The sequence below is a fragment of the Pseudomonas sp. QD4 genome, assembly GCF_049199125.1.
GTDB lineage: Bacteria > Pseudomonadota > Gammaproteobacteria > Pseudomonadales > Pseudomonadaceae > Aquipseudomonas.
The window spans coordinates 203,046-225,013 of sequence record NZ_JBLZOM010000002.1; the positions used below are offsets into that span (position 1 = coordinate 203,046).

Consider the following 21,968-nt stretch of genomic DNA (forward strand, 5'->3'; position numbering starts at 1 on the left):
GCTTTTTTATGGCTATTGTCGTGCTCCTGCACTCAACCGCTGAACAGCAGCGCCTGCGGCACATCCACATCCCACAGCACACCTGGGTCCGTTACCGACACCGGAACCAGCGTCCCCTGCGCAAACAGCCGCCTGGCCCCACGATCACCGGACAACCCCAGCAACGCAGCGCCATAGCCTCGGCCAAACCCCACCGGATGCCCATACTCGGCGCCCAGCACGGGGACGCTGATAGCGCCCTCCTCCATCTCCTGCAACACGCGCTCGACAGTCGACGCCAGGATGAACGGCATATCCCCCGGCATCACCAGCCAACCGCCCGCATCGGTACAGGCGCCGACCCCGGCCGCAATGCTATGGCCCATGCCCGGCGAATCCACGCGCAGCACCTGGCACCCATAGGCTTGGCCCAGGCGTGCGACTGCGTGTCGATCTGCCGTCGTCACCAACAGCCGCCGGGACAACCGCGCAGGCAGGTTGACCAGCACGTGCTCAAGCACCGGTCGCACCACCCCATCGCGACCGATACAGGGCGCTAACAGCTTGTCCTGATCAGCCCCCGCCAACTGTCGGTAGCGGCTGCCCTGCCCCGCCGCCAGCACAATCACCGCAGGCTCCTGACTCAAGCCGGCGCCTCGTCCACGACCAGCGCGGGCTTTTTCTGCAGCAAGTCGATGCCATTTTTGATCGCCACAATCTCCGACATCAGGGACAGGGCAATTTCGGCCGGCGTATGACTGCCGATATGCAAGCCGATCGGCCCATGCAACCGCTCGATGGCGTCTGCCGACAGCCCCAGCTGGGCAAGGTTGTCTCGCCGCTTCTGGCTGTTGATCCGCGAGCCCAGCGCGCCGACGTAGAACGCCGGCGAATTCAGCGCCGTGAGCAACGCCATGTCATCCAGGCGCGGGTCGTGGGTCAGCGCGACAATCGCCGTGCGCTCATCGGTCTCGATAGTCAGCACCGCGTCATCCGGCATACCACCGACGAACCGACCCTGCTGGTCTTCCCAGCCATGGACGAACTCCTTGCGCGGGTCACAGACCAGGACTTCGAAATCCAGCAAGCGCGCGATCTGCGCCACGTACCGCGACAATTGGCCGGCCCCGATCAACAGCAAGCGCCAGCGCGGTCCGTAGATTGCCCGCAGGGTCTGGCCATCGCAGCTCAAGACGTCGCTCTTGCTCGCCACCTCAAGCTCGACCGCCCCGGTTTTCAGGTCCAGCACCCGGGCGACGATTTCATGGGCCTCGCAGCGCCGCAGCAGTTCGGCGACCCAGGCCGGATCGCCGACCCGCTCTTCGGCCAGGCGCAAGGTGCCACCACACGGCAGGCCGAAACGCGCGGCTTCGTCACGACTGACACCGTAGGTAATCCACTGCACCGGCGGCCCCTCTGCGGGCAAGCGCCCGTCTTGCAAGCGGGCAATCAAATCATCTTCGATGCACCCGCCGGACACCGAGCCAATCACCACTCCATCTCCGCGCAAGGCCAGCATGGCGCCAGGGGGCCGCGGCGCACTGCCCCAGGTCTGGACCACGCTGTAGAGCACCACAGCGTGCCCGGCACGGCGCCAATCCAGCACACTGCGCAAGACATTCAGATCGACGCTGTCCATCAACTGGCGGCCTTTTGCTGCCAGCCCTGCAACTGATAGCGCACCGGCAGGTTGCGAATCCGCTGCCCGGTGGCGGCAAAGATCGCATTGCACAACGCCGGGGCGATCGGCGGCACGCCCGGCTCACCCACTCCACCCAGGGGTACGTTGCCCGGCGGAGTGACCAAATGCACCGCCACCTGTTTCGGCGCCAGGGACATCCGCGCCACTTCGTACATATGGAAGTTGTCCTGCTGGACCTTGCCCTCCTTGAAGCTGATCTCACCCAGCACCGCATTGCCCAGCCCCATCACGCAGGCGCCTTCGAACTGCGAGCGAATGCGCTCAGGGTTGATCTGCGGGCCGCAGTCCACGGCAATGTCGGCCTTGTGCACGATCAGCGTGCCATCGTCCTTGACCTCCACTTCAATCACCGCCGCCACGTAGGTGACAAAGCTGTAGTGCACCGCCAGCCCCAGGCCTCGGCCTTTGGGCAGGCTCCGGCCCCAGCCGGCGGCCTTGGCTGCGACTTCCAGCACGCCACGCAAGCGCGCGGTATCGATGGGATAACGTTCCGGGGATTCGCCGTAGTTCCACTCTTCGCTGAGGGTTCGCGGATCGATCTGACGATCCGGCCCCAGCAGCTTGAGCTGGTACTTGAGTGGGTCCTGCCCCGCCTTGTGCGCCAGTTCGTCGACAAAACTCTGAATCGCGAAGCCGTGGGGAATATTCGACACCGAGCGATACCAGCCGACGCGGGTATGGGCTGCAGCCTCGGGGTTCTCCAGGCGCACGTTGGGGATCGCGTAGGCCATGTTGGTAAAGCCCATGCCCAGCTCGAACGCGCCCTCGTGGTTCATGCCCGGGGCAAACAACGCGGTAATGCTGGGCGCCACGGTGCGGTGCAACCAGCCGGAGGGCATGCCGTCCTTGCCCACGCTGGCCTTGAGGTACTCCGCCGAGACGGTATGGAAGTAGGAGCAGTGGATGTCGTCCTCCCGGGTCCATTGCACCCGCACCGCCTTGCCGGGCACCGCCTGAGCCAGGATCGCGGCCTCGAGGATGAAGTCCGGCTTGGATTTGCGGCCGAAACCGCCCCCGAGCAAGGTCACGTTGACCGTGACCTTGTCGAAGGCAATCCCTAAGCGCTCGGCGATCCGCTCGCGGGTGACCTGTGGCGCCTGGCTCGGAGCCCAGGCCTGGCATTCACCGTTTTCGAAACGGGCCACGGCCACCATAGGTTCCATGGGCGACTGGGCCAGGTGCGGCAGGTAGTAGGCCGCTTCCAGGCTGCTGTCGGCGCTGTTCAGCGCGGCATCGATATCGCCGGTGCTGCGCACGACCTTGCCGGGCTTGCGGGCGGCATCCTCCAGTTCCTTGCGGTAGGCAATCGAGTCATAACCGGCATTGATCCCGTCATCCCACTCGATCTTCAAAGCTTCGCGGCCCTTGATCGCCGCCCAGGTGTTGCTGGCAATGACTGCTACACCGCCCAGGGGCTGGAACTCCGAAGGCAGCGGCCGACTGTCGATCTGCAACACCTTGATCACTCCAGGCACTTTCAGCGCTGCGCTGTCATCGAAAGATTTGACCTTGCCGCCATAGACCCGTGGGCGCGCCACGGTTGCATACAGCATGCCGTCGAAATGCACGTCGGCGCCGTACAGCGCCCGGCCATTGACGATATCCGCGCCATCGATGGCGCGGGTGGCCTCCTTGCCGATGTAGCGAAACTCCGACGGCTGCTTCAGCCGCAGGCTGTCGCGAGCCGGTACAGCCAAGGCCGCCGCGGCCACGGCCAGGGCTCCGTAACCCAGTTCACGCCCGCTGGGTGGATGCACCACCTTGTGCAACTGCGCCCGGCATTCACCCAGCGGCACATTCCACTGGGCGGCAGCGGCCTGTTCGAGCATGGCCCGTGCCGCAGCGCCGCAGCGCCGCATGGGCTCGTACCAGTGGCGCATGCTGCGCGAACCGTCGGTGTCCTGGTTGCCAAAGCGCACTTCATCGCCCGGGGCCTGTTGCACCTTGACCAGGGCCCAGTCGGCGTCCAGTTCATCGGCGACCACCATGCTCAGGCTGGTACGTACCCCCTGGCCCATTTCCGAACGGTTGCAGACCACCGTCACGCTGCCGTCGGCGGCGATGCTCACATACACCTTGGGATCGTCGACCCAGCCATGGGGCATGCCATCGGCGCCGAACTTCTTGTCGTCGGCAAAGGCATCCTGCCAACCCCAGCTCGCTGCCAACACCAGGGCACCGGTCGCACCGACGCCCTTGAGAAAACTGCGCCGGCTGAGGTTGCTCAGGGTGAAATCATGGGGTAACTGGCTCATGCCCGGCCCTCCTTGAGGTGGGTCGCGGCCTGGCGAATGGCGGTCTTGATCCGGTTATAAGTGCCGCAGCGGCAGATATTGCCCAGCATGGCCTCTTCGATCTGCTCGTCGCTGGGGTTGGGGTTGACCTTGAGCAAGGCGGTGGCGGACATGATCTGCCCGCCCTGGCAGTAGCCACATTGCGCGACAGCGGTGTCCAGCCACGCCTGCTGCACGACTTGGCCGACAGGGTCGGCGTACAGGTTGTCGATGGTGCCGACGTTCTGCCCGAGTACCGAGCCGATCGGCGTGATGCAACTGCGTGCCGGCGAGCCGTCGATATGAATGGTGCAGGCACCGCACAGCCCCATGCCGCAGCCGAATTTGGTGCCGTTGTAACCCGCCACATCGCGGATCGCCCAGAGCAGTGGCATGTCCTCGGTGACATCCAGTTGATGATCTTGACCATTGAGCTTCAGGGTAATCATGGGCACGCCCGCATAGGTTCGGTTATGGGGTCGAGCAATCTGCCGTGGGATGGCGCGGTTCGCGGCGCAAACAGATTGACTCAGGCTAATGGGCTCTCTTGTGAGGACGAATCTTCACCGGGCCTTTTGGGGGGCAAAACAGCTGCATTGTCAGCAGGTCACGTTAAGCCGCCGTTAATAAAAAAGCCTTGCCTGGAGTGACCCAGGCAAGGCTTTGGTTCAAGCATTGAGACTAGCTCAAGCCAGGATACTCAATAGAGGTTGGGCTCCATCTCAAGGTTCACTTTGAAACGCCGGGCAACGTCCTGCTGGATCTTTTGCGCCAACTGCAACAGCTGCAAACCGGTGGCCGCCCCGTAGTTGACCAGTACCAGCGACTGCAGGCGATGCACCCCGGCATCGGCCTCGCGAAAACCCTTCCAGCCTGCTTGCTCGATCAGCCAGCCAGCGGCCAGCTTCACCTGCCCATCGGCTTGTGGATAACCCACCAGCCCCGGGTATTGAAGCTTGATCTCGGCCGCCAGGGCCGCCGGAATCACCGGGTTCTTGAAGAAGCTGCCGGCATTGCCCAATACCGCAGGATCCGGCAGTTTTTCGCTGCGAATGCTGCAAATGGCCCTGCTGACATCGCTGGCGGTCGGCTGATCGATGCCCTGCTCGGTCAGGCGCTGGCGCACCGGGCCATATTCCAGGTGCAGATGGGCCACTCGCTGCAAGGTAAAACGCACGCGCAGAATCAGCCAGCGCCCGGCCTGGCGTTTGAACAGGCTGTCGCGGTAGGCAAAGTCGCAATCGTCGACACTGAACTCGCGCAACTCGCCGGTCTGGCGATCGAGGGCGGTCAGGCCGGCGAACACATCCTTGATCTCCACACCATAGGCACCGATGTTCTGCATCGGCGCGGCGCCGACAGTGCCGGGGATCAGGCTCAGGTTTTCCAGACCGGACAGGCCCTGGCCCAAGGTCCACAACACAAACGGATGCCAGGCTTCACCGGCTTCGGCCTCGACCACGACCCGCTGGCCGTCGTCGCTCAGCAAACGCAGGCCACGGGTCGCCATGCGCAGCACCAGTGCCGGGATATCGGCAGTCAACAACAGGTTGCTGCCACCGCCGATCACCAGCAGCGGCAACTGGTGTTCGGCGCAGTAGGCCAGGGCCTCGCGCACGTCGGCATCGTTATGGGCCTCGGCGAACTGCTGCGCCTGCACATCGACGCCAAAGGTGTTGAACGACTTGAGGGAAACACGGGCCTGCACCTGCAAGGTCATAGGCGCCCCTTCAATTCGATCACCAGCCGGTCACAGGCCTGTTCAATCAGGTCCAGCACCTGCTCGAAACCCTGGTCGCCGTCGTAGTACGGGTCCGGCACCTCATCCACCACGCCTTCGTAGCGGCGCAGGAACAAGTCCAGCTCAGCCTTGGCCCCCGCTGGCTGCAGGGCCTTGAGGTTGCGCAGGTTGCTCTGGTCCATGGCAAGGATCAGGTCATAGCGAGCGAAGTCTTCGCGGCAGGCCTGCTGGCCACGTTGCGCCGACAAATCGTAGCCCCGCGCCAGGGCCGCCCGCTGGCTGCGAGCATCTGGAGGCTTGCCGACGTGCCAGTCGCTGGTGCTGGCCGACGCCACTTCGACCTGCTCGGCCAGGCCCGCCTGAAGCAGCTTGTGGCGCAGCACGCCCTCGGCGGTTGGCGAGCGACAAATGTTGCCCAGGCAGACAAACAGAACCCGCATCAGGCCTCCAGCAGGCGACGAACGCGCTCAAGGTCTTCGGCGGTATCCACCCCCGGCGGCGGCGCTTGCAGCGCGTCGGCCACATGGATACGCACGCCGTGCCACAGGGCACGCAATTGTTCCAGGGATTCGGTGTTTTCCAGCCAGCACGGGCCCCAGCTGACAAAGTCATGCAGGAAGCCGGCGCGGTAGGCATAGATGCCGATATGCCGCCGATACGGTACGCCTTCCGGCAACAGCCCGGGGTTCCTGGCGAAGGCATCACGGGCCCAGGGCAAGGTGGCGCGGCTGAAGGTCAGCGCCAGGCCATTGAGGTCGCTGACCACCTTGACCACGTTCGGGTTGAACAGGGTCTCGACGTCTTCGATCGGCTCGGCCAGGGTCGCCATGCGCGCCTCGGTGTGGGCGGCCAGGTTGGCGGCCACCTGATCGATCACCGCAGGCGGGATCAAGGGCTCGTCGCCCTGCACGTTGACCACGATGGCATCTGCCGCCAGGCCCAGCTGGGCAGCCACTTCCGCCAGGCGGTCGGTGCCGGAGTTGTGGTCTTCACGGGTCAGCACGGCTTCGGCGCCAAAGGCCTGGCAGGCCTGGAGGATGCGCGCATCATCGGTCGCCACCACCACGCGCTCGGCGCTGCTTTTGCAGGCCTGTTCCCAGACATGCTGGATCATCGGCTTGCCGGCGATCAGGAGCAGCGGCTTGCCCGGCAAGCGGGTGGAGGCATAACGCGAGGGGATGACAACGGTAAAGGCGGTGGTCATTTATCCAGGCGCTCGTCATTGCTGAGGGTACGGGCTTCGCTTTCCAGCATCACCGGAATGCCATCGCGGATCGGGAAGGCCAGGCCGGCGCCCTTGCTGATCAGCTCGGTCTTGTCGGCGCTGAGTTTGAGCGGCCCCTTGCAGATCGGGCAGGCGAGGATATCGAGCAATTTGGTGTCCATGAGAATTCCCTGGATAACAGCGTTAAGGCAAAAGACGAGCAGGCAACAGGCGCATCAGTTGGGTATCGAACCAGGCCACGAAGGCCGGCGACGGCACCGCATCCACCGCCAGGTACCACCAGTCGGCCGCCGCAAAAGTGCGGCACTTCACCGCGTCCTTTTCGGTCATGACCACGGGCAGCGACGGCGTGAAACTCAAGGCCTGGGCACTGTATTCGGCGTGGTCGGCAAAAGCATGGGGGACGGGTCGCCAGTGTAGCGTTTCAAGGGTAGTGAAGAAACGTTGCGGGTTGCCGATACCCGCCACCGCATGCACCCCCTGGCCTGGCGCAAAATGCTCGAGCCCACGGCGCTCGCCAGTCAGCAGGTTGACCAGCGCCGTGGGCTCCAGGCGAAAGGCAAAGCCATCCTCGCGATCATCACCGGCGCCGTTATAAAGCACGGCATCGACGCTTTGCAGACGCTCCACCGGTTCACGCAGGGGGCCGGCAGGCAGGCAGCGGCGATTGCCCAGGCCCCGGGCGGCGTCGATCAGTACCAGCTCCAGGTCACGGGCCATGCGGTAATGCTGCATGCCGTCGTCGGAAAGAATCAGGTCCAGAGGTTCGGCGGCGAACAGCGCTTGCACGGCACGGCTGCGATCCGGATCGATCATCAACGGCACGCCGCTGCGCTGGACAATCAGCAACGGCTCGTCACCGGCGACCTGCGCGCTTTGCTCGGGCGTGACGCGCCAGGGCAGTTGTGGCGGCTTGGCGCCATACCCTCGGCTGACCACGCCAACCCGCAAACCGCTGCGCTGGCAGTGTTCAATCATCCACAAGATCAGCGGCGTCTTGCCGGTGCCGCCAACGGTGATATTGCCGACCACGATCAACGGCACCGGCGGCTGGTAGACAGCCCCCTCTCCCGCCAGAAAGCGCTCGCGCTTGCGCACCACCACCCGTCGATACAGCCATTCCAGGGGCTGCAGCAGCTTCAACGCGGGATGGCCGTTGTACCAGGCGGCGAGCAAGCGATCAGAAAGTGCCATCAGGGTGCCGGTGCCGCCTCGACGGTGGTCATGCGCAAATGGCTGAAACCGAGCTTGCCGGCGGCGTCCATGGCTGTGATGACCGCCTGGTGCTGGGTCTTGCCATCCGCACTGATGGACAGCGGCATATTGGTGTCACCCCCCGACTCCTTCTGCAAGGCATCGATCAGGCCGGCCAGGTCGTTTTTCGGCAGCAATTGGTTGTTTACCGAAAACACCCCATCGGCACTGATGGCGATATCCAGTTGCTTGATCTGCTGGTCTTCAGCGGGCGAACCGCTGACGGCCTCGGGCAGGTCGACACGCAATTGGGTTTCGCGGGTGAACGTGGTGGTGACGACGAAAAACAGCAACAGGATAAACACCACGTCGATCAATGACGCGAGGTTGATATCGACGGTTTCCCGAGGTTTGCGGCGGAATTTCACGCTTTGCCCTCGACCATGTCGACGTCACGGTCGCCCTGTACCACTTCGACCAGCTTGATCGCTTCCTGCTCCATGCCCACGACCAGTTCATCGACCCGGCGTTGCAGGAAACGGTGGAAGAACACCGCAGGGATACCCACCATCAAACCGGCCGCTGTAGTAATCAGCGCCTTGGAGATACCACCCGCCAGCACCGCGGCGTTGGTGGTCATGCCCGAGCCCATGAACGAGCTGAAGATATCGATCATGCCCAGTACCGTCCCCAGCAACCCAAGCAATGGGGCCATGGCGGCGATGGTGCCGAGGGCGTTGAGGTAGCGCTCCAGTTCATGAATGACCCGGGCCGCTGCCTCTTCGATGCATTCCTTCATGATCTCGCGACCATGCTTGGAGTTGGCCAGGCCCGCCGCGAGGATTTCCCCCAGGGGCGAATCGGCACGCAGCTCCTTGAGCTTGTCTTTATTGAGTTGTTTGTCCTTGATCCAGCGCCATACCTGACCCAGCAAATGGGGCGGAGTGACACGGCTGGCGCGCAGGGTCCACAAACGCTCGGCGATGATGCCGACAGCGGCGATGGAACTCAGAATGATCGGCAACATCATCCAGCCGCCGGATTTGACCAATTCCCACACAGTGACAGCCCCCTCGAAAAAGTGCGCCACTCTAACATAGGGTCCGGGCGCACCGAAGACCGTGATGTCGCATCCTCCGACGCTTTAATAACTCACGGCTATTTAAGGAGATGCTGACGCCTGGCGCCAAAACCTGGGTTGCGCGCGCATCACCTGCGGCGCGCTGAAAGTGCCCAATTGCAGCCTCAGGGCGCCGTGGCGCGCGCTGTCGTACACCTCGCTTCCGAGCCGCCGATAACGCTCCAGCACCTCGGGGTGCGGGTGGCCAAAACTGTTGCCGTGGCCCCGGGAAATCAGCACCGCCTCCGGTGACAACTGCTGCAACAAGGCCATGGATGACGAACTGCGACTGCCATGGTGCGGCGCCTGCAACCAGTCGGTGGCGACCGCCAATGGCCCTGCGAGCAATCGGGCTTCGGCCCAGGTGTCGATATCTCCCGTCAGCAACAGGCGCTCGCCATTGGCCTCGACTTGCAGCACACAGGAACGCTGGTTGCCGGTCGCCCCGTCGAGTGCCTGCCAGAGCCTGAAGTTCACCCCATTCCACTGCCAACCGCGTCCGCTTTCGCAAGGACCGGCCTGCAAGCCGGCGGGCAAGGCACCCGGCTCACCACTGACGACCTCAGCCACGGGCAAGCCGCGCTGAACTGCCAAGGCTCCGCCCGCGTGGTCGGCATCGGCATGACTGAGCAACAACAGATCCAGGCGCCGGATCGCCAGTTGCCCCAGGGCCGGCAACACCACGCGTTCGCCCAGGTCGAAGTCGCCAAAGCGCTGGCCGGCGTCGTACAACATCGCGTGATCGCGGGTGCGCAGAATAACCGCCAGGCCCTGTCCGACATCCAGTTGCCAGACTTCGACCTGTCCTTCGGGCACCCGGTTGCCCGGCGGATACACCGCCAGCAGCAACATCGGCCAACCCAGCAGGCGCATCGGCAGGCCCTTGGGCAATAAAAGCAACAGTGCGCCCAAGGTGCTGATCACCCAGGCCCAGAACGGAATCAGCGGTGCGACCCAGGCCGGCCAATAGCCGGCCACCAGTGCCAGGGCCCAGAACAAGCCGTCGAGTAATCCACCGGCCAACCACAGCAACCCTTCGCCCACAGGCGGCAGCGGCAGCAGCAAGGTCCCGAGCAGGGCCAGCGGCAACACCACCAGGCTGACCCAGGGCACCGCCAGCAAGTTGGCCAAGGGGCCGCTGAGACTGATAGGCAGCCCCAACGCCAGCAACACGGGGCACAGGCCGATGGCAATCAGCCATTGGGCACGGGTCCAGGCCTGCCACCAGCGCCACGCCCCCAATCGCCCGCCAAAGGTGAAGATCAGCACCGCCACCGCGGCAAAAGACAACCAGAATCCCGGCTGCAGGCTGGCCAGCGGCTCCCACAACAACAGCGCATTCAATGCCAGTAGCAGCGGCCACCAGGCCCCCAGATGGCGAAAGCGCAGGCGCCAGAGCAATACCAGGCCGACCATCACGCAAGCGCGCTGCACCGGCACATCGAACCCCGCCAACAGCCCGTAACCCAGCGCAGCGGCAAAAGCCAGCGCACAGGCACACGGCAACCAGGGCACGCGTCGTGGCCACAGCCCGTAGCGTGCCAGCCCTGCAACCGCGGCGTAGATCACCCCGGCCAGGAGGCTGATGTGCTGCCCGGAAATCACCATCAAGTGCACGGTGCCGGTGTCCTGCAGCACCCGCCAGTCCTCCCTCGTCAGCCCTGATCCGTCGCCCAGCACCAGGGCCACCAGGCCGCCTTCGCGACCTTGGGCATCGACTTCCAGCAGACGCCGGCGCAGGTCATCACGCCAGGGCGCGCGGGCGGAGCGCAGTAACTGGCCGTCCTTGACCGTGCCGGTGGCACCGATGCGCTGGGCAAATAACCACGCCTCATAGTCAAAGCCTTGCACATTGAGCAGCCCCACCGGACGCTTGAGTTTGACCGCCAGCCGCCAGCGCTGGCCGGCATGAATCGGCGGCCCGCCATACCAGGCAAGGCGCAGACGCTGCGGCAAGCGCCCACGCCTGGAGCGAGCCTCTTCCAACTCAAAACGCACCACGCCGTCCACCTGCTGCGGCAAGCCGCTGACCCGCCCTTCAAGCCAGCGGGTCTGGCCGTCGAGCTCAAGCGACAGACGGTCATTCAACGCCCACTGCGCGCTGATGCAGGCCCAACTGAAGCCAAGCAGCCAAAAAGCCAGCGGATAACTGCGAAACGGCAACAGCATCAATGCCAGTAACGGCATCGGCCACAACAGCCAGCCAGGCGGCAACTGCGGCAGAAAACGCAGCGTCAGCAGCCCCGTAGCCAGCGCCAACATCCCTGTGCGCATAAGCCAGTCCTTGAGAATCCCCTCTCCTGGCTTAGCTCAGCGGCGGCCGCCACCGCTATATCATTTGTCACAAAGTCTGAATGGGCGCCTCGTATAATCCGGGCATACTTGCCCCTCGAACCGACCGAGAAGCCTTATGCCCCGGCGCTTAATCAGACGTTACATGCCCGATCCGAGCAGCATCAGGGAACACAAATCCTTACGCTTTCTAGGCACCCTGCTGCATGACCCGAACCTCTGGCACCTGAACCGGCACTCGGTGGCCCGAGCCATGGCGGTGGGTCTGTTCGCGGCCTTTATCCCGATACCGATGCAGATGCTGCTCGCCGCCGTGCTCGCGGTGACGGTGCGCGGCAATATGCCGATTGCAGTCAGCCTGGTGTGGCTGACCAACCCCATCACCATGCCTCCCGTGTTCTTCTGCACTTACCAGCTCGGCGCCTGGCTGATGAATGTACCGCCTCGCAGCTTGCCCGATGAGCTGACCTGGGAATGGATCAGCAGCCAGCTCTCGACCCTGTGGCAACCATTCCTGCTGGGTTCGGTGGTGGCCGGCGTGGTGCTTGGCGCCCTCGCCTATTGCCTGACGATGCTCTATTGGCGCTGGTGGGTGGCTCGACAATGGAAGCGCCGCAAGCGCAGCCGCTCCTGAAATGCAAAAAGGCCTCCACATGGGAGGCCTTTTTCATGCAACGGTCGTGGCCATGACGCCTACTGGCGCATGCCGCGCCCGCTGACCAGCAACCGCGCGCACCCGATGTACAGGACCACGGTCGCCACCAGCATAAAGGTGATGGCCACGCTGATCTTGATGTCCGAGACACCCAGGATGCCGTACCGGAAGGCATTGACCATGTGCAGCACCGGGTTGGCCAGGGATACGGTCTGCCAGAACGGCGGCAGCAGGGTAATGGAGTAGAACACCCCGCCCAGGTACGTCAGTGGCGTCAGGACGAAGGTCGGGATAATCGATATATCGTCGAAGTTGCGCGCAAAAACGGCGTTGATAAAGCCCAGCAGGGAGAAGATCGTCGCCGTCAGCACCACCACCAGAATCGTCAGGCCCAAGTGATGCACCTGCAAATGGGTGAAGAACAGCGAGAGCAAGGTCACGATCACCCCGACCATCAACCCGCGCAGCACGCCGCCCAGGGTGTAGCCGATCAGAATGGTGTGCGGCGACACCGGCGATACCATCAGCTCCTCGATGGAGCGCTGAAACTTGCTGCCGAAGAAACTCGACACCACGTTGCCGTAGGAGTTGGTGATCACCGACATCATGATCAGCCCCGGCACGATGTACTCCATATAGGTGAAACCACCCATATCGCCGATTTGCCGACCGATCAGATTGCCGAAGATCACGAAGTACAGAACCATGGTGATCGCCGGCGGCAGCAGGGTTTGGGGCCAGATCCGGGTAAACCGCCGCACCTCGCGGTAGACAATGGTGTTGAGCGCGACAAGGTTGGGCTGCAGCTCGGAACTCATACCGCCACCTTCGACAAGTTTTTCTCCACCAGGGACACGAACAACTCCTCAAGGCGATTGGTTTTATTACGCAGGCTCAGGACTTCGATGTTCTGCAATGCCAACTGCCCGAACAACGCAGTGATGCCCACGGCTTTGTCGACCTGCACTTCGAGGGTGTGGCTGTCGACCAGACGGTTCGGGTAACCGATCAGTTGCGGCGCCACCTGCATGTCGTTTTTCAGATCGAGCAGGAAGGTTTCCACATGCAGCTGACCCAGCAGGTTACGCATGCTGGTGTTCTCGACGATGGTGCCGTGGTCGATGATGCCGATGTTGCGGCACAGCTGTTCAGCCTCCTCCAGGTAATGGGTGGTGAGGATGATGGTGATGCCTTTCTGGTTCAGTTCGGTGAGGAAGGTCCACATCGAACGCCGCAGCTCGATGTCCACGCCAGCCGTCGGTTCGTCGAGAATCAACAGACGCGGTTCGTGCACCAGGGCCCGGGCGATCATCAGGCGCCGCTTCATCCCACCGGACAGCGAGCGTGAGGGCACATCGCGCTTGTCCCACAGGCCAAGCTGGGTCAGGTACTGCTCGGCGCGCTCCTTGGCGATTTTCGCCGGGATGCCGTAGTAGCCCGCCTGGGTCACGACGATGTCGAAGGTCTTTTCGAACTGGTTGAAGTTGAATTCCTGCGGCACCACGCCAATGCAGCGCTTGAGCGCGGCCGGTTGACGATCCAGGTCGTGGCCGAAGATGTTCACCGTACCGCTGGTCTTGTTCACCAGGGTCGAGAGGATGCCGATGGTGGTGGATTTACCGGCACCGTTGGGGCCGAGCAAGGCAAAAAAGTCACCTTCGGCGACGTCCAGATCGATACCACTCAGGGCCTGGAAACCGTTGCCGTAGGTTTTGGTTAACTGCCGGATGGACAGAGCGGAACTCATATCGGATTCATGCACCAAGAAGGGGGAAAGAGAATAAATAAGGGCGCACCGTTGCAATTACAACGGCGTCGAACCCGGCAATGTTGCTTGGCGACGCCGCACAAGTACAGTCACGCGTAGTGATAGTCAGTATTAAGTCAACGCGGTCATGACCGCCAGGCGATACGCAGGGCGCGCCTTCAAACGTTGATACCAGGCCTCTAGATTGGGCATCTGCGGCCGCTCGACGGGCATCTCGAACCAGGCATAAATAAAGCTGCCGAGGGGAATATCGCCGACACCGATTTCCTCGCCGGACAGGTACGGATGCTGCGCCAGTGCCTGATCGACCACCTGCAACAGATCACCGCAAGTTTTCAGCGCAGCGTTGATCTTGACCCAGTCCTGCTCCGCCGCAGGAGTGCGCAACACGCCCCAGAACAGATGCCGGAACGGTTCGGCAAAGGTCGAGGTGGTCCAGTCCATCCACTTCTCGGCGCTGGCTCGGGCCTGGGGATCAGCGGGGTACCAGGACGAATCGGCGGCGTGGCGCGCGGCCAGGTAGCGCACGATAGTGTTGGATTCCCAGAGCACGAAACCGTCGTCCTCGATCAACGGAATCCGCCCGTTGGGATTCATCGCCCGGTATTCAGGCGTATCGACCACACCAAAGGCGCCTCCGGCATCCAAGGCCTGGTAGCTCAGCCCCAGTTCCTCGGCGCACCACAGTGCCTTCCTGACGTTCGATGAGTTTTTCCGACCCCAGATCTTCAGCATGACCGCTCCTAAATAGTGAGTGCGCAGCAGTCTACGCCGGATCAGCCGCGACTCAAATCACTCTGCATGTCCCCCAACAGCTGGGGTTGCTGCTCGCCAAACAGGTGGGGATAGCATTTTTCCAGGTGGGCAAAGAAGAAGGTCTCGGGCACATCGGGGAACTGGCCGTGGTCCACCAGATACTCCATCAGCGGCGCGCCCTGACGGTTGAACGGGTGGAACACGCTGTCGTGCACCCCGTCGAACTCCAGCGGCGCCACATCGAACAGGGTGCACAAACCTTCGTTGAAGGCAGGCGTGGCCTTGACCCAACGGCCTTCCAGGTACAGCTCGGTATAGCCGTGCATGGCAAACACATCGCTGCGCAGCAACGCCAGCAGGCGCGGAGTCGACAGATGATTGCGCACGTCGGCCAGGCCGATCCGCGCCGGTATCGCGCACTGCCGGGCACAACCGGCAAGCAGGGTGGCCTTGGGCACGCAGTAGCTTTCGCCAGCCTGCAACGCGTAGCTGCCGCACAGGGTCTGGGGATCGAGACTGAAGGTGTAGGGGTTGTAGCGCACCGCTTCGCGAACCGCGTAGTAGAGGCTTATCGCCTGCTGTCGAGGGTCACGACTGGAACCTCGATGAGTTTCGGCGAACTCCACCACCGCTGGGTGGTCACTATCGATGAAGCGGCTGGGGCTCAGGTACTGATGCATGAGGCTGGTCTCCGGCGCAAACCTGGAGTCTAACCAGGCATCCGGCCCAGAGATAACGACGTTTCGGCCAATTATCAGTGCCTGGCGCTGTGTGCTGCACCCCACTCAAGAACCCGCCTGACGTTGTCTGTCGGCTATTTCTTACCGATTCAAAGGTACCGCGCTGATCACCCGTTTTATCGGATGCCGACTAAGCTCTGAGGGTGATTTTGCCCCTGGTTTCACGGAGGATTAAATATGCTGTTGTTGTGGATACTGGTTCTGGTGGTCGGTATTGCCTATCTGGCACACCGGCGCATCGCCCCCCTGCCCGCCCTGGGTGTGGTCGCCGTTTACCTGTTGGCCATGGGCGCATTCAGCCACGCGCTAGGCTGGCTGCTGCTGATTTTCTGGGTGCTGCTGGCGGCCGTTGCCGCGCCGTTGCTGCTGCCTGACCTGCGGCGCAAGCATTTCAGCGCGCCGCTGTTCAATTGGTTTCAAAAAGTATTGCCACCGATGTCGCAGACCGAACGCGACGCCATCGATGCCGGCACCGTCTGGTGGGACGGCGAATTGTTCAGCGGGCGGCCGAATTGGGACACCCTGCTGGCCTACCCCAAAGCCCAGCTGAGCGAAGAGGAACAGGCCTTTATCGATGGCCCGACCGAAGAGCTCTGCGCCATGGTCAGCGATTGGCAGATCGGCCAATCCATGGACCTGCCGCCTGAAGCCTGGGACCACATCAAGCAACATGGCTTCTTTGCCCTGATCATTCCCAAGGAGTACGGCGGCAAGGGCTTTTCCGCCTACGCCCACTCGCAAGTGGCGATGAAGCTGGCGACCCGCAGTGGCGACCTCGCCTCCACCGTGATGGTCCCCAACTCCCTCGGCCCGGCCGAATTGCTGCTGCACTACGGCACCGACGAGCAACGCAACCACTACCTGCCGCGGCTGGCCCGTGGCGACGATATTCCCTGCTTCGCCCTGACCGGCCCGTTGGCCGGCTCCGACGCCGGTGCGATGCCCGATACCGGGGTGATCTGCAAAGGACAATGGCAAGGCGAGGAAACCCTCGGCCTGCGTCTGAACTGGGAAAAGCGCTACATCACCCTCGGCCCGGTCGCCACGTTGCTTGGCCTGGCCTTCAAGGCCTATGACCCGGACCATCTGCTGGGCGACAAGGAAGACCTGGGCATCAGCCTGGCATTGATCCCGACCGAAACCCCGGGTGTCGACATCGGCCGGCGCCACCTGCCTCTGGGCGCGGCGTTCATGAATGGCCCGAACTCGGGCAAGGATGTGTTCATCCCCCTCGAATTCCTGATCGGCGGCCAGGAAATGCTCGGCAAGGGCTGGATGATGCTGATGAACTGCCTGTCGGTCGGGCGCTCCATCTCCCTGCCGGCGGTGGGCACCGGCGCGGCCAAGTTCACCAGCCTGGTGACCGGCCAGTACGCCCAGGTGCGTGAGCAGTTCAATGTGCCCCTGGCCGCCTTCGAAGGTATCCAGGAAGCCCTGGCGCGCATCGGCGGCAACGCCTGGCTGATGGACAGCGCGCGCATGCTGACCGCCAATGCCGTCGACCTCGGGGAAAAACCCTCGGTGCTCTCGGCCATCCTCAAGTACCACCTGACCGAACGCGGCCGCGAATGCATCAGCCACGCCATGGATGTGCACGGCGGCAAGGGCATCATCATGGGCCCGAACAACTACCTGGGCCGCAGCTGGCAGGGCGCACCGATCTTCATCACCGTGGAAGGCGCGAATATCCTGTCGCGCAACCTGATGATCTTTGGCCAGGGAGCAATTCGCTGCCATCCGTTCGTGCTCAAGGAAATGGCCCTGGCCGGGCGTGAAGACAAGGATCAGGCCCTGCGCGAATTCGATGGCCTGCTGCTTGACCACATTGGGTTTGCGGTGAGCAACGCCGCCAGCACCCTGGTCCTGAACCTCGGCTTCGGGCACCTCGAACAGGCCCCCGGCGACAAGCTCAGCCAGGGCTATTTCCGCGCCCTCAACCGGCAGGCAGCGGCGTTTGCCATGCTGGCCGACCTGAGCATGATGCTGCTGGGTGGCGAATTGAAGCGTCGTGAACGCCTCTCGGCGCGCCTGGGCGACGTGCTCAGCCATATGTACCTGGCCTCGGCGGCGCTCAAGCGGTATCACGATCTCGACTCGCCGGAATACCTGCAGCCGCTGTTCGCCTGGGCCATGGAGGAAAGCCTGGGGCATTCCGAGCGCGCACTGGATGAACTGCTGAGCAACTTCCCGAGCCGGATTCTCGGCTGCCTGTTGCGAGTGGTGGTATTTCCCTTTGGCCGTCGTCACACCGGGCCTTCGGACACGCTGGACGCTGAAGTCGCGGCCATCCTGGGTCGGGCCAAAGGTGACCCGGCGCTGGAGGCGGTGCTTGCCGGCTGTTATCGCCCGCAATCGAGCGACGACCCGGTGGGTGCCCTGCAACACGCCTATGACTTGCTGGGCGCCAGCCATCCGCTGCAGAAAAAACTCCACGAGGCGCTCAAAAGCGGCCAGGTCAAACCTGCCGCGGGTGAACATGCCATCGACGCCGCGCTGCAAGCCGGCGTCCTGCAGCCTGGGGAAGCCCAGACCCTGCGTGATGCAGAAGCTGCGCGCCGCCGCGTGATTGATGTGGATGATTTCGCCAAGGAAGAGTTGACCTTGAGCGAGGGGAAAATCCGCTAGGCCAGATCGCCTCGCAGCGGGGCGATTATGAAACCGGGCGCCGGAGCTATATACTCCCGCGCCCGTTTTGCTCTTGAGGACTTATGTCATGTCCAACGTCGTCGCCGATCATCTTGTCCTGCTTGACCACCTGCGCAGCATTCTGGTCGCGGTAGGTGAAGCCGAGCAGGTTCCCGAAGAAAGCCACGCCCTGTTTCTGGAACGTTTCGACGAACTGCGTGCCCTGCTGCCGGTCGACCCGATCGAAAGCCAGTACCTGGGCCAGGACCTGATGTGCCAGGTCATCCAGCGTTATCCACAAGTGGCACACCTGGTGCCGCGGGATTTGCTGTGGTTCTTCGCCGGTGACTGCCTGCACTACATGCCCGATGAAGAAATCGACCTGTACCAGGCCCTCGAAGAGCGTCGCTTCGAAGCGGAGCAGAATGACGAGCCGTTCGATTGGAACCAGGAAAAACAGCTGCTGGCGCTCTCCGCCCAGGACAGCAAGCACTGAGCCCGAATCGCTTGCTAAAAAGGCCCGCACGGTAACCCCGGCGGGCCTTTTTTTATGCTGGAACCGGCGCCCTAGAGCAGGCCGTCGCACTCGGGCAATTCGTATTTACCCGCAACCCGCATCGCGTCGCCCTGCTTGCCCGGCTTGCTCAAGGTCGGCTCCTTGGCCAGGCACTCCACCAGGTAGTCGATAAACACCCGCAACTTGGGCGGCAGATAACGGGTCGGTGAATGCAGCAGCCAGGCGCCGCCGTGGTAGGAGGCGTGGAAGGTCCAGTCCGGCAGTACCTGCACGATCAGCCCCTGGGCCAGGGCATGGCGCGCGGTGAAATAAGGCAGGCTGCCGATGCCGATATGTTCCAGCACCGCGCCCAGGCGCACACCGGTGTGATTGGCGGCGTAGCGCCCGCGGACGCCCACGGTCACCGCTTTCGAGCCTTTCTTGAATTTCCAGCGGGCGTCGCTCGGGGTTTCTCCCAGGTAGATGCAACTGTGATCGAGCAGGTCATGGGGGTGGCTGGGAGTGCCATGCTGCGCCAGGTAATGGGGTGTCGCGCAGAGGATGTGATCGATGGTCAACAACTGGCGCCCCACCAGCCCCGCCGGCGGCCGATCGGTGATGCGGATCGCCAGGTCGACGTTATCGTCGATCAGATCGACGCTGCGATCCTCCAGCAGCAACTCCACATCCACTTTGGGATAACGGCGCAGAAATTCCGGCATATGGGGGTGCACGACAAACCGCCCCACGGCCTTGGGCACGCTGATACGCACCAATCCTTCGGCCTCGTGGGTGAACTGGCCGCTGATCTCCATCACTGACTTGGCGGCGCTGACCATCTCGCTGCAACGCTTGAACACCTCCTCTCCGCCTTCGCTCAACCGCAGCTTGCGCGTGGTGCGTTGCAGCAAACGCGTGGCCAGGGCCTTTTCCAGACGGGAGATGCTGCGGCTCACCGCCGAGGGCGACGAGCCCAGTTGCCGCGAGGCCTCCGAGAAGCTTCCGGTCTCCACGACTTTGACGAAAATCGCCATTTCACCCAGCAGCGGCAGCGGAAGATTTATGCTCACAACGCAACAGTCCTTTGATGTTTGAATGGATTATCACGCAATCAGCCCCTTCATATAATTAAAAATTCAATTTTAATAAGAGCCGGGAATATGACGCTTCGCCTCTTCTTCCACAGCGATGAACTCAAGGCCAACGTGGAAGTTCTCGAGTGCAGCGCTCACGAGGACCACTTTGCGGTCGTGCTGCGCGCCACCCTTTTCCACCCTCAAGGCGGCGGACAACCCTGCGACACCGGCTGGATCGGCGAAAGCCAGGTACTGAAAGTAGTCCAGGAACCGGAGCGCATCGTGCATTACGTCGACCAGCCGGTGAAACCGGGGATGATTCAGATCCAGGTCGACCCCCAGCGACGCCAATTCAATACCCGGATGCACTCGGCCGGCCACCTGATCGGCCACTTCGCCGAAACCCTGGGCTGGATACCGACCAAGGCCCACCACTGGCCGGGCGAAGGTCGGGTGTCATTCAAACCCGGGGAAAACCCTCAGGATTTCGACACCGCGACCATTCAGCACGCCCTCGAACAATGGATCGACAATGACCTGCCACGCCTGATTTCCCTACGCGAAGGCTCGCGGGAAATCGGCTTCGGCGAGTTGCCTGCCTACGGATGCGGCGGCACTCATGTCAAGCGCCTACAGGAGTTGGGCACAGTCAATATCGCTTCCCTTTCCAACAAGAAGGGCACGCTCTCGGTTCACTACAGCGTGGACTGACTCATTCAGCGATGTCGCTGCAGACATCACGCGCGACTCATCGCCTGAAGCAAGGGGGGATTGCGCGTGCGCGGTCCCCAGGACTATCTAATAGAGGGATCTAGGACATGATGCTTGACGTCGAGCGGCTCGATGAAACGTGCATAAAAAAACTGGCCAACGAGGAAGTGCTCGCCCTGAGGCTGAAAAACTTCCTGGGCCAGCCCCAGGCGATCGAACTGGGCGACAAGATTCTCGCCCCCGGCTTTGAAGGCTATATCAATGCCCCCAGCATCGGGCGCATCGGCATGGCGTTCTACGAAGCGGAAAACCAGCCGCTGCTGATCGAGGACTACTTCGAGCGCGCCACCTCCAACATCACCGAACTGCGCAATCGCTGCGCGCCCTTCGCCTCCCCCGTCGACACCCTGCGCTGCATGCTCGACGAATCCTGGCCCGCCGGCGCCCACCTGGAGAACCTCTACGGACGCAAGATGTACGTCGGCCTGTCGCGCGTGGTCAAACCCGGCGTGTGCTTTCTGGCTCACCACGACATCTTAGCCAAGGACGCGCCGGAGAGCTTTCAGGCCCGCAGCCTGGAAGCGCAGTTTGCCTGCAACGTCTACCTGAACATGCCCGACGCCGGGGGCGCCTTGCAGATGTGGGACCACGACATTTCCCCCGACCAGTTCGACGAAATGCGCGGCGACAGCTACGGCATCGACCCTGCCCTGCTCGGCCCGCCGACCCTGGAAATCCTGCCCGAGCCCGGGGATTTCATCATGTTCAATTCGCGACGCATGCACTCGGTCACGCCCGGCATCGCTGCGCCGCGCCTGAGCCTGTCGTTCTTTGTCGGCTACCGCGGCAATTCGTCGCCCCTGACTTTCTGGAGTTGAAATGCTTTCCAACTATCTTGGCGAATTCCTCGCCCTGGCGACCATCCACTTCCTGGCCGTGGTCGCCCCCGGCCCGGACTTTGCGGTGACCATCCGCCAGAGCGTGCGTTTCGGGCGAATGGTCGGGCTGTGCACCGCCATTGGCATTGGCGCCGGTATTTCCGTACACGTGCTGTACACCCTGCTGGGGGTCGGCGCGCTGATGCACACCACGCCCTGGCTGCTGACGGTGGCCAAGGTGATCGGCGGGGCCTACATCCTGTACCTGGGGATCAGCCTGTTGCGCAGCAAACCCAAGACCGCCGTCGAAGGCAGCAACGATAGCGTCGAACCGGCGCAACAGCAGACGCTGGGCAAAGCCTTTATGACCGGCTTTCTGACCAACGCCACCAACCCCAAGGCCACGCTGTTTTTCCTGGCGATTTTCACCACGGTCATCAGCGCCAGCACGCCCCTGAAGATTCAGGCGCTGTACGGGATGTGGATGTGCATGGTCAACGCGCTGTGGTTCATCATCGTCGCACTGTTCTTTTCCAGCGCCCGCGTGCGCCAGTTGTTCATGCGCCTGGGGCATTGGTTCGAACGCTGCATGGGGGTGATCCTGATTCTTTTCGCCGGGCGCCTGATCCTGTCGATGTAGCCTCACGCATACCAAAAAGGCCCCCCGGCAAAGGTTGCCGGCGGGGCGTTTTTTTTTTAGCGTGTGGTGAATATTTAGCGCGCCAGCAAAAAAGTGT

23 protein-coding genes are annotated in these 21,968 nt (G+C 62.8%); 6 read left to right on the forward strand and 17 right to left on the reverse strand.

The features are described from left to right. Positions 1 to 32: 32 nt before the first annotated feature. From ACOZJV_RS11710 to ACOZJV_RS11765, 12 genes are all read right to left on the reverse strand, one after another. Entirely contained in the window at positions 33 to 626 is a 594-nt protein-coding gene (locus tag ACOZJV_RS11710) for a nucleotidyltransferase family protein (RefSeq protein ID WP_421547703.1), read from the reverse strand. After that, entirely contained in the window at positions 623 to 1,618 is a 996-nt protein-coding gene (locus ACOZJV_RS11715) for an XdhC family protein (protein ID WP_078471081.1), read from the reverse strand. Before ACOZJV_RS11715 ends, ACOZJV_RS11710 begins: the two co-directional genes overlap by 4 nt. Further along, positions 1,618 to 3,936 (reverse strand): molybdopterin cofactor-binding domain-containing protein, encoded by a 2,319-nt coding sequence (locus ACOZJV_RS11720; RefSeq protein WP_421547704.1) that lies wholly within the window; start codon positions 3,934 to 3,936, stop codon positions 1,618 to 1,620. The genes ACOZJV_RS11715 and ACOZJV_RS11720 overlap by 1 nt, the downstream gene beginning before the upstream one ends. Beyond that, positions 3,933 to 4,403, reverse strand: coding sequence for a (2Fe-2S)-binding protein (locus ACOZJV_RS11725; RefSeq protein ID WP_421547705.1), 471 nt, complete (start codon positions 4,401 to 4,403; stop codon positions 3,933 to 3,935). Before ACOZJV_RS11725 ends, ACOZJV_RS11720 begins: the two co-directional genes overlap by 4 nt. Positions 4,404 to 4,654: 251 nt before the next feature. Then, positions 4,655 to 5,674: a UDP-N-acetylmuramate dehydrogenase gene (gene murB, locus ACOZJV_RS11730; protein ID WP_421547706.1), complete on the reverse strand. Its 1,020-nt coding sequence runs from the start codon at positions 5,672 to 5,674 to the stop codon at positions 4,655 to 4,657. Then, positions 5,671 to 6,135 (reverse strand): low molecular weight protein-tyrosine-phosphatase, encoded by a 465-nt coding sequence (locus tag ACOZJV_RS11735; RefSeq protein WP_421547707.1) that lies wholly within the window; start codon positions 6,133 to 6,135, stop codon positions 5,671 to 5,673. The genes murB and ACOZJV_RS11735 overlap by 4 nt, the downstream gene beginning before the upstream one ends. After that, a complete protein-coding gene (kdsB, locus tag ACOZJV_RS11740) occupies positions 6,135 to 6,899 on the reverse strand; it encodes a 3-deoxy-manno-octulosonate cytidylyltransferase (protein ID WP_201130106.1) in 765 nt (254 codons plus the stop codon). The genes ACOZJV_RS11735 and kdsB overlap by 1 nt, the downstream gene beginning before the upstream one ends. After that, positions 6,896 to 7,081 (reverse strand): Trm112 family protein, encoded by a 186-nt coding sequence (locus tag ACOZJV_RS11745; RefSeq protein WP_020300256.1) that lies wholly within the window; start codon positions 7,079 to 7,081, stop codon positions 6,896 to 6,898. The genes kdsB and ACOZJV_RS11745 overlap by 4 nt, the downstream gene beginning before the upstream one ends. Positions 7,082 to 7,103: 22 nt before the next feature. Beyond that, positions 7,104 to 8,114 (reverse strand): tetraacyldisaccharide 4'-kinase, encoded by a 1,011-nt coding sequence (gene lpxK, locus ACOZJV_RS11750; protein WP_421547708.1) that lies wholly within the window; start codon positions 8,112 to 8,114, stop codon positions 7,104 to 7,106. Beyond that, complete coding sequence (locus ACOZJV_RS11755; protein WP_078471074.1) at positions 8,114 to 8,542, reverse strand: ExbD/TolR family protein; 429 nt, start codon at positions 8,540 to 8,542, stop codon at positions 8,114 to 8,116. Before ACOZJV_RS11755 ends, lpxK begins: the two co-directional genes overlap by 1 nt. Then, a complete protein-coding gene (locus ACOZJV_RS11760; protein ID WP_020300253.1) occupies positions 8,539 to 9,174 on the reverse strand; it encodes a MotA/TolQ/ExbB proton channel family protein in 636 nt (211 codons plus the stop codon). The genes ACOZJV_RS11755 and ACOZJV_RS11760 overlap by 4 nt, the downstream gene beginning before the upstream one ends. Before the next feature lie 102 nt (positions 9,175 to 9,276). Next, positions 9,277 to 11,508: a DNA internalization-related competence protein ComEC/Rec2 gene (locus ACOZJV_RS11765; protein ID WP_421547709.1), complete on the reverse strand. Its 2,232-nt coding sequence runs from the start codon at positions 11,506 to 11,508 to the stop codon at positions 9,277 to 9,279. Between the two features lie 136 nt (positions 11,509 to 11,644). Between ACOZJV_RS11765 and ACOZJV_RS11770 the strand changes: the two genes are divergently transcribed. Beyond that, complete coding sequence (locus ACOZJV_RS11770; RefSeq protein WP_078471071.1) at positions 11,645 to 12,160, forward strand: DUF2062 domain-containing protein; 516 nt, start codon at positions 11,645 to 11,647, stop codon at positions 12,158 to 12,160. A 59-nt stretch (positions 12,161 to 12,219) separates the two neighbouring features. Here ACOZJV_RS11770 and ACOZJV_RS11775 read toward each other — a convergent pair whose 3' ends face one another. The 4 genes from ACOZJV_RS11775 to ACOZJV_RS11790 form a co-directional block, all read right to left on the reverse strand. Then, positions 12,220 to 12,999: an ABC transporter permease gene (locus ACOZJV_RS11775; RefSeq protein ID WP_020300250.1), complete on the reverse strand. Its 780-nt coding sequence runs from the start codon at positions 12,997 to 12,999 to the stop codon at positions 12,220 to 12,222. Then, positions 12,996 to 13,928 carry an ABC transporter ATP-binding protein gene (locus tag ACOZJV_RS11780; protein ID WP_020300249.1) on the reverse strand — a complete coding sequence of 311 codons (933 nt, stop codon included), beginning with the start codon at positions 13,926 to 13,928 and terminating at the stop codon, positions 12,996 to 12,998. The genes ACOZJV_RS11775 and ACOZJV_RS11780 overlap by 4 nt, the downstream gene beginning before the upstream one ends. A 132-nt stretch (positions 13,929 to 14,060) precedes the next feature. Then, the gene (locus tag ACOZJV_RS11785; protein WP_078471070.1) at positions 14,061 to 14,684 is read right to left on the reverse strand and encodes a glutathione S-transferase family protein; all 624 of its coding nucleotides are present in this window, start codon (positions 14,682 to 14,684) and stop codon (positions 14,061 to 14,063) included. Between the two features lie 41 nt (positions 14,685 to 14,725). After that, entirely contained in the window at positions 14,726 to 15,385 is a 660-nt protein-coding gene (locus ACOZJV_RS11790; RefSeq protein WP_421547710.1) for a transglutaminase-like domain-containing protein, read from the reverse strand. 237 nt (positions 15,386 to 15,622) lie between these two features. On the opposite strand from ACOZJV_RS11790, the gene ACOZJV_RS11795 reads away from it, so the two are divergent. Beyond that, positions 15,623 to 18,070 carry an acyl-CoA dehydrogenase gene (locus ACOZJV_RS11795; RefSeq protein ID WP_421547711.1) on the forward strand — a complete coding sequence of 816 codons (2,448 nt, stop codon included), beginning with the start codon at positions 15,623 to 15,625 and terminating at the stop codon, positions 18,068 to 18,070. Positions 18,071 to 18,158: 88 nt separating this feature from the next. Next, positions 18,159 to 18,566 carry a PA2817 family protein gene (locus ACOZJV_RS11800; protein ID WP_020300245.1) on the forward strand — a complete coding sequence of 136 codons (408 nt, stop codon included), beginning with the start codon at positions 18,159 to 18,161 and terminating at the stop codon, positions 18,564 to 18,566. A 71-nt stretch (positions 18,567 to 18,637) separates the two neighbouring features. Here ACOZJV_RS11800 and ACOZJV_RS11805 read toward each other — a convergent pair whose 3' ends face one another. Further along, positions 18,638 to 19,636 (reverse strand): LysR substrate-binding domain-containing protein, encoded by a 999-nt coding sequence (locus ACOZJV_RS11805; protein WP_421547712.1) that lies wholly within the window; start codon positions 19,634 to 19,636, stop codon positions 18,638 to 18,640. A gap of 90 nt (positions 19,637 to 19,726) precedes the next feature. Here ACOZJV_RS11805 and ACOZJV_RS11810 point away from each other — a divergent pair, with 90 nt between their 5' ends. From ACOZJV_RS11810 to ACOZJV_RS11820, 3 genes are all read left to right on the forward strand, one after another. Beyond that, positions 19,727 to 20,353, forward strand: a complete 627-nt coding sequence (locus ACOZJV_RS11810; RefSeq protein WP_078471066.1) for a hypothetical protein — start codon at positions 19,727 to 19,729, stop codon at positions 20,351 to 20,353. A 107-nt stretch (positions 20,354 to 20,460) separates the two neighbouring features. Next, the gene (locus ACOZJV_RS11815; protein WP_421547713.1) at positions 20,461 to 21,231 is read left to right on the forward strand and encodes a 2OG-Fe(II) oxygenase; all 771 of its coding nucleotides are present in this window, start codon (positions 20,461 to 20,463) and stop codon (positions 21,229 to 21,231) included. 1 nt (position 21,232) lies between these two features. Next, on the forward strand, positions 21,233 to 21,871 hold the full coding sequence (locus ACOZJV_RS11820; RefSeq protein ID WP_078471064.1) for a LysE family translocator: 639 nt from the start codon (positions 21,233 to 21,235) through the stop codon (positions 21,869 to 21,871). Positions 21,872 to 21,968: the final 97 nt, after the last annotated feature.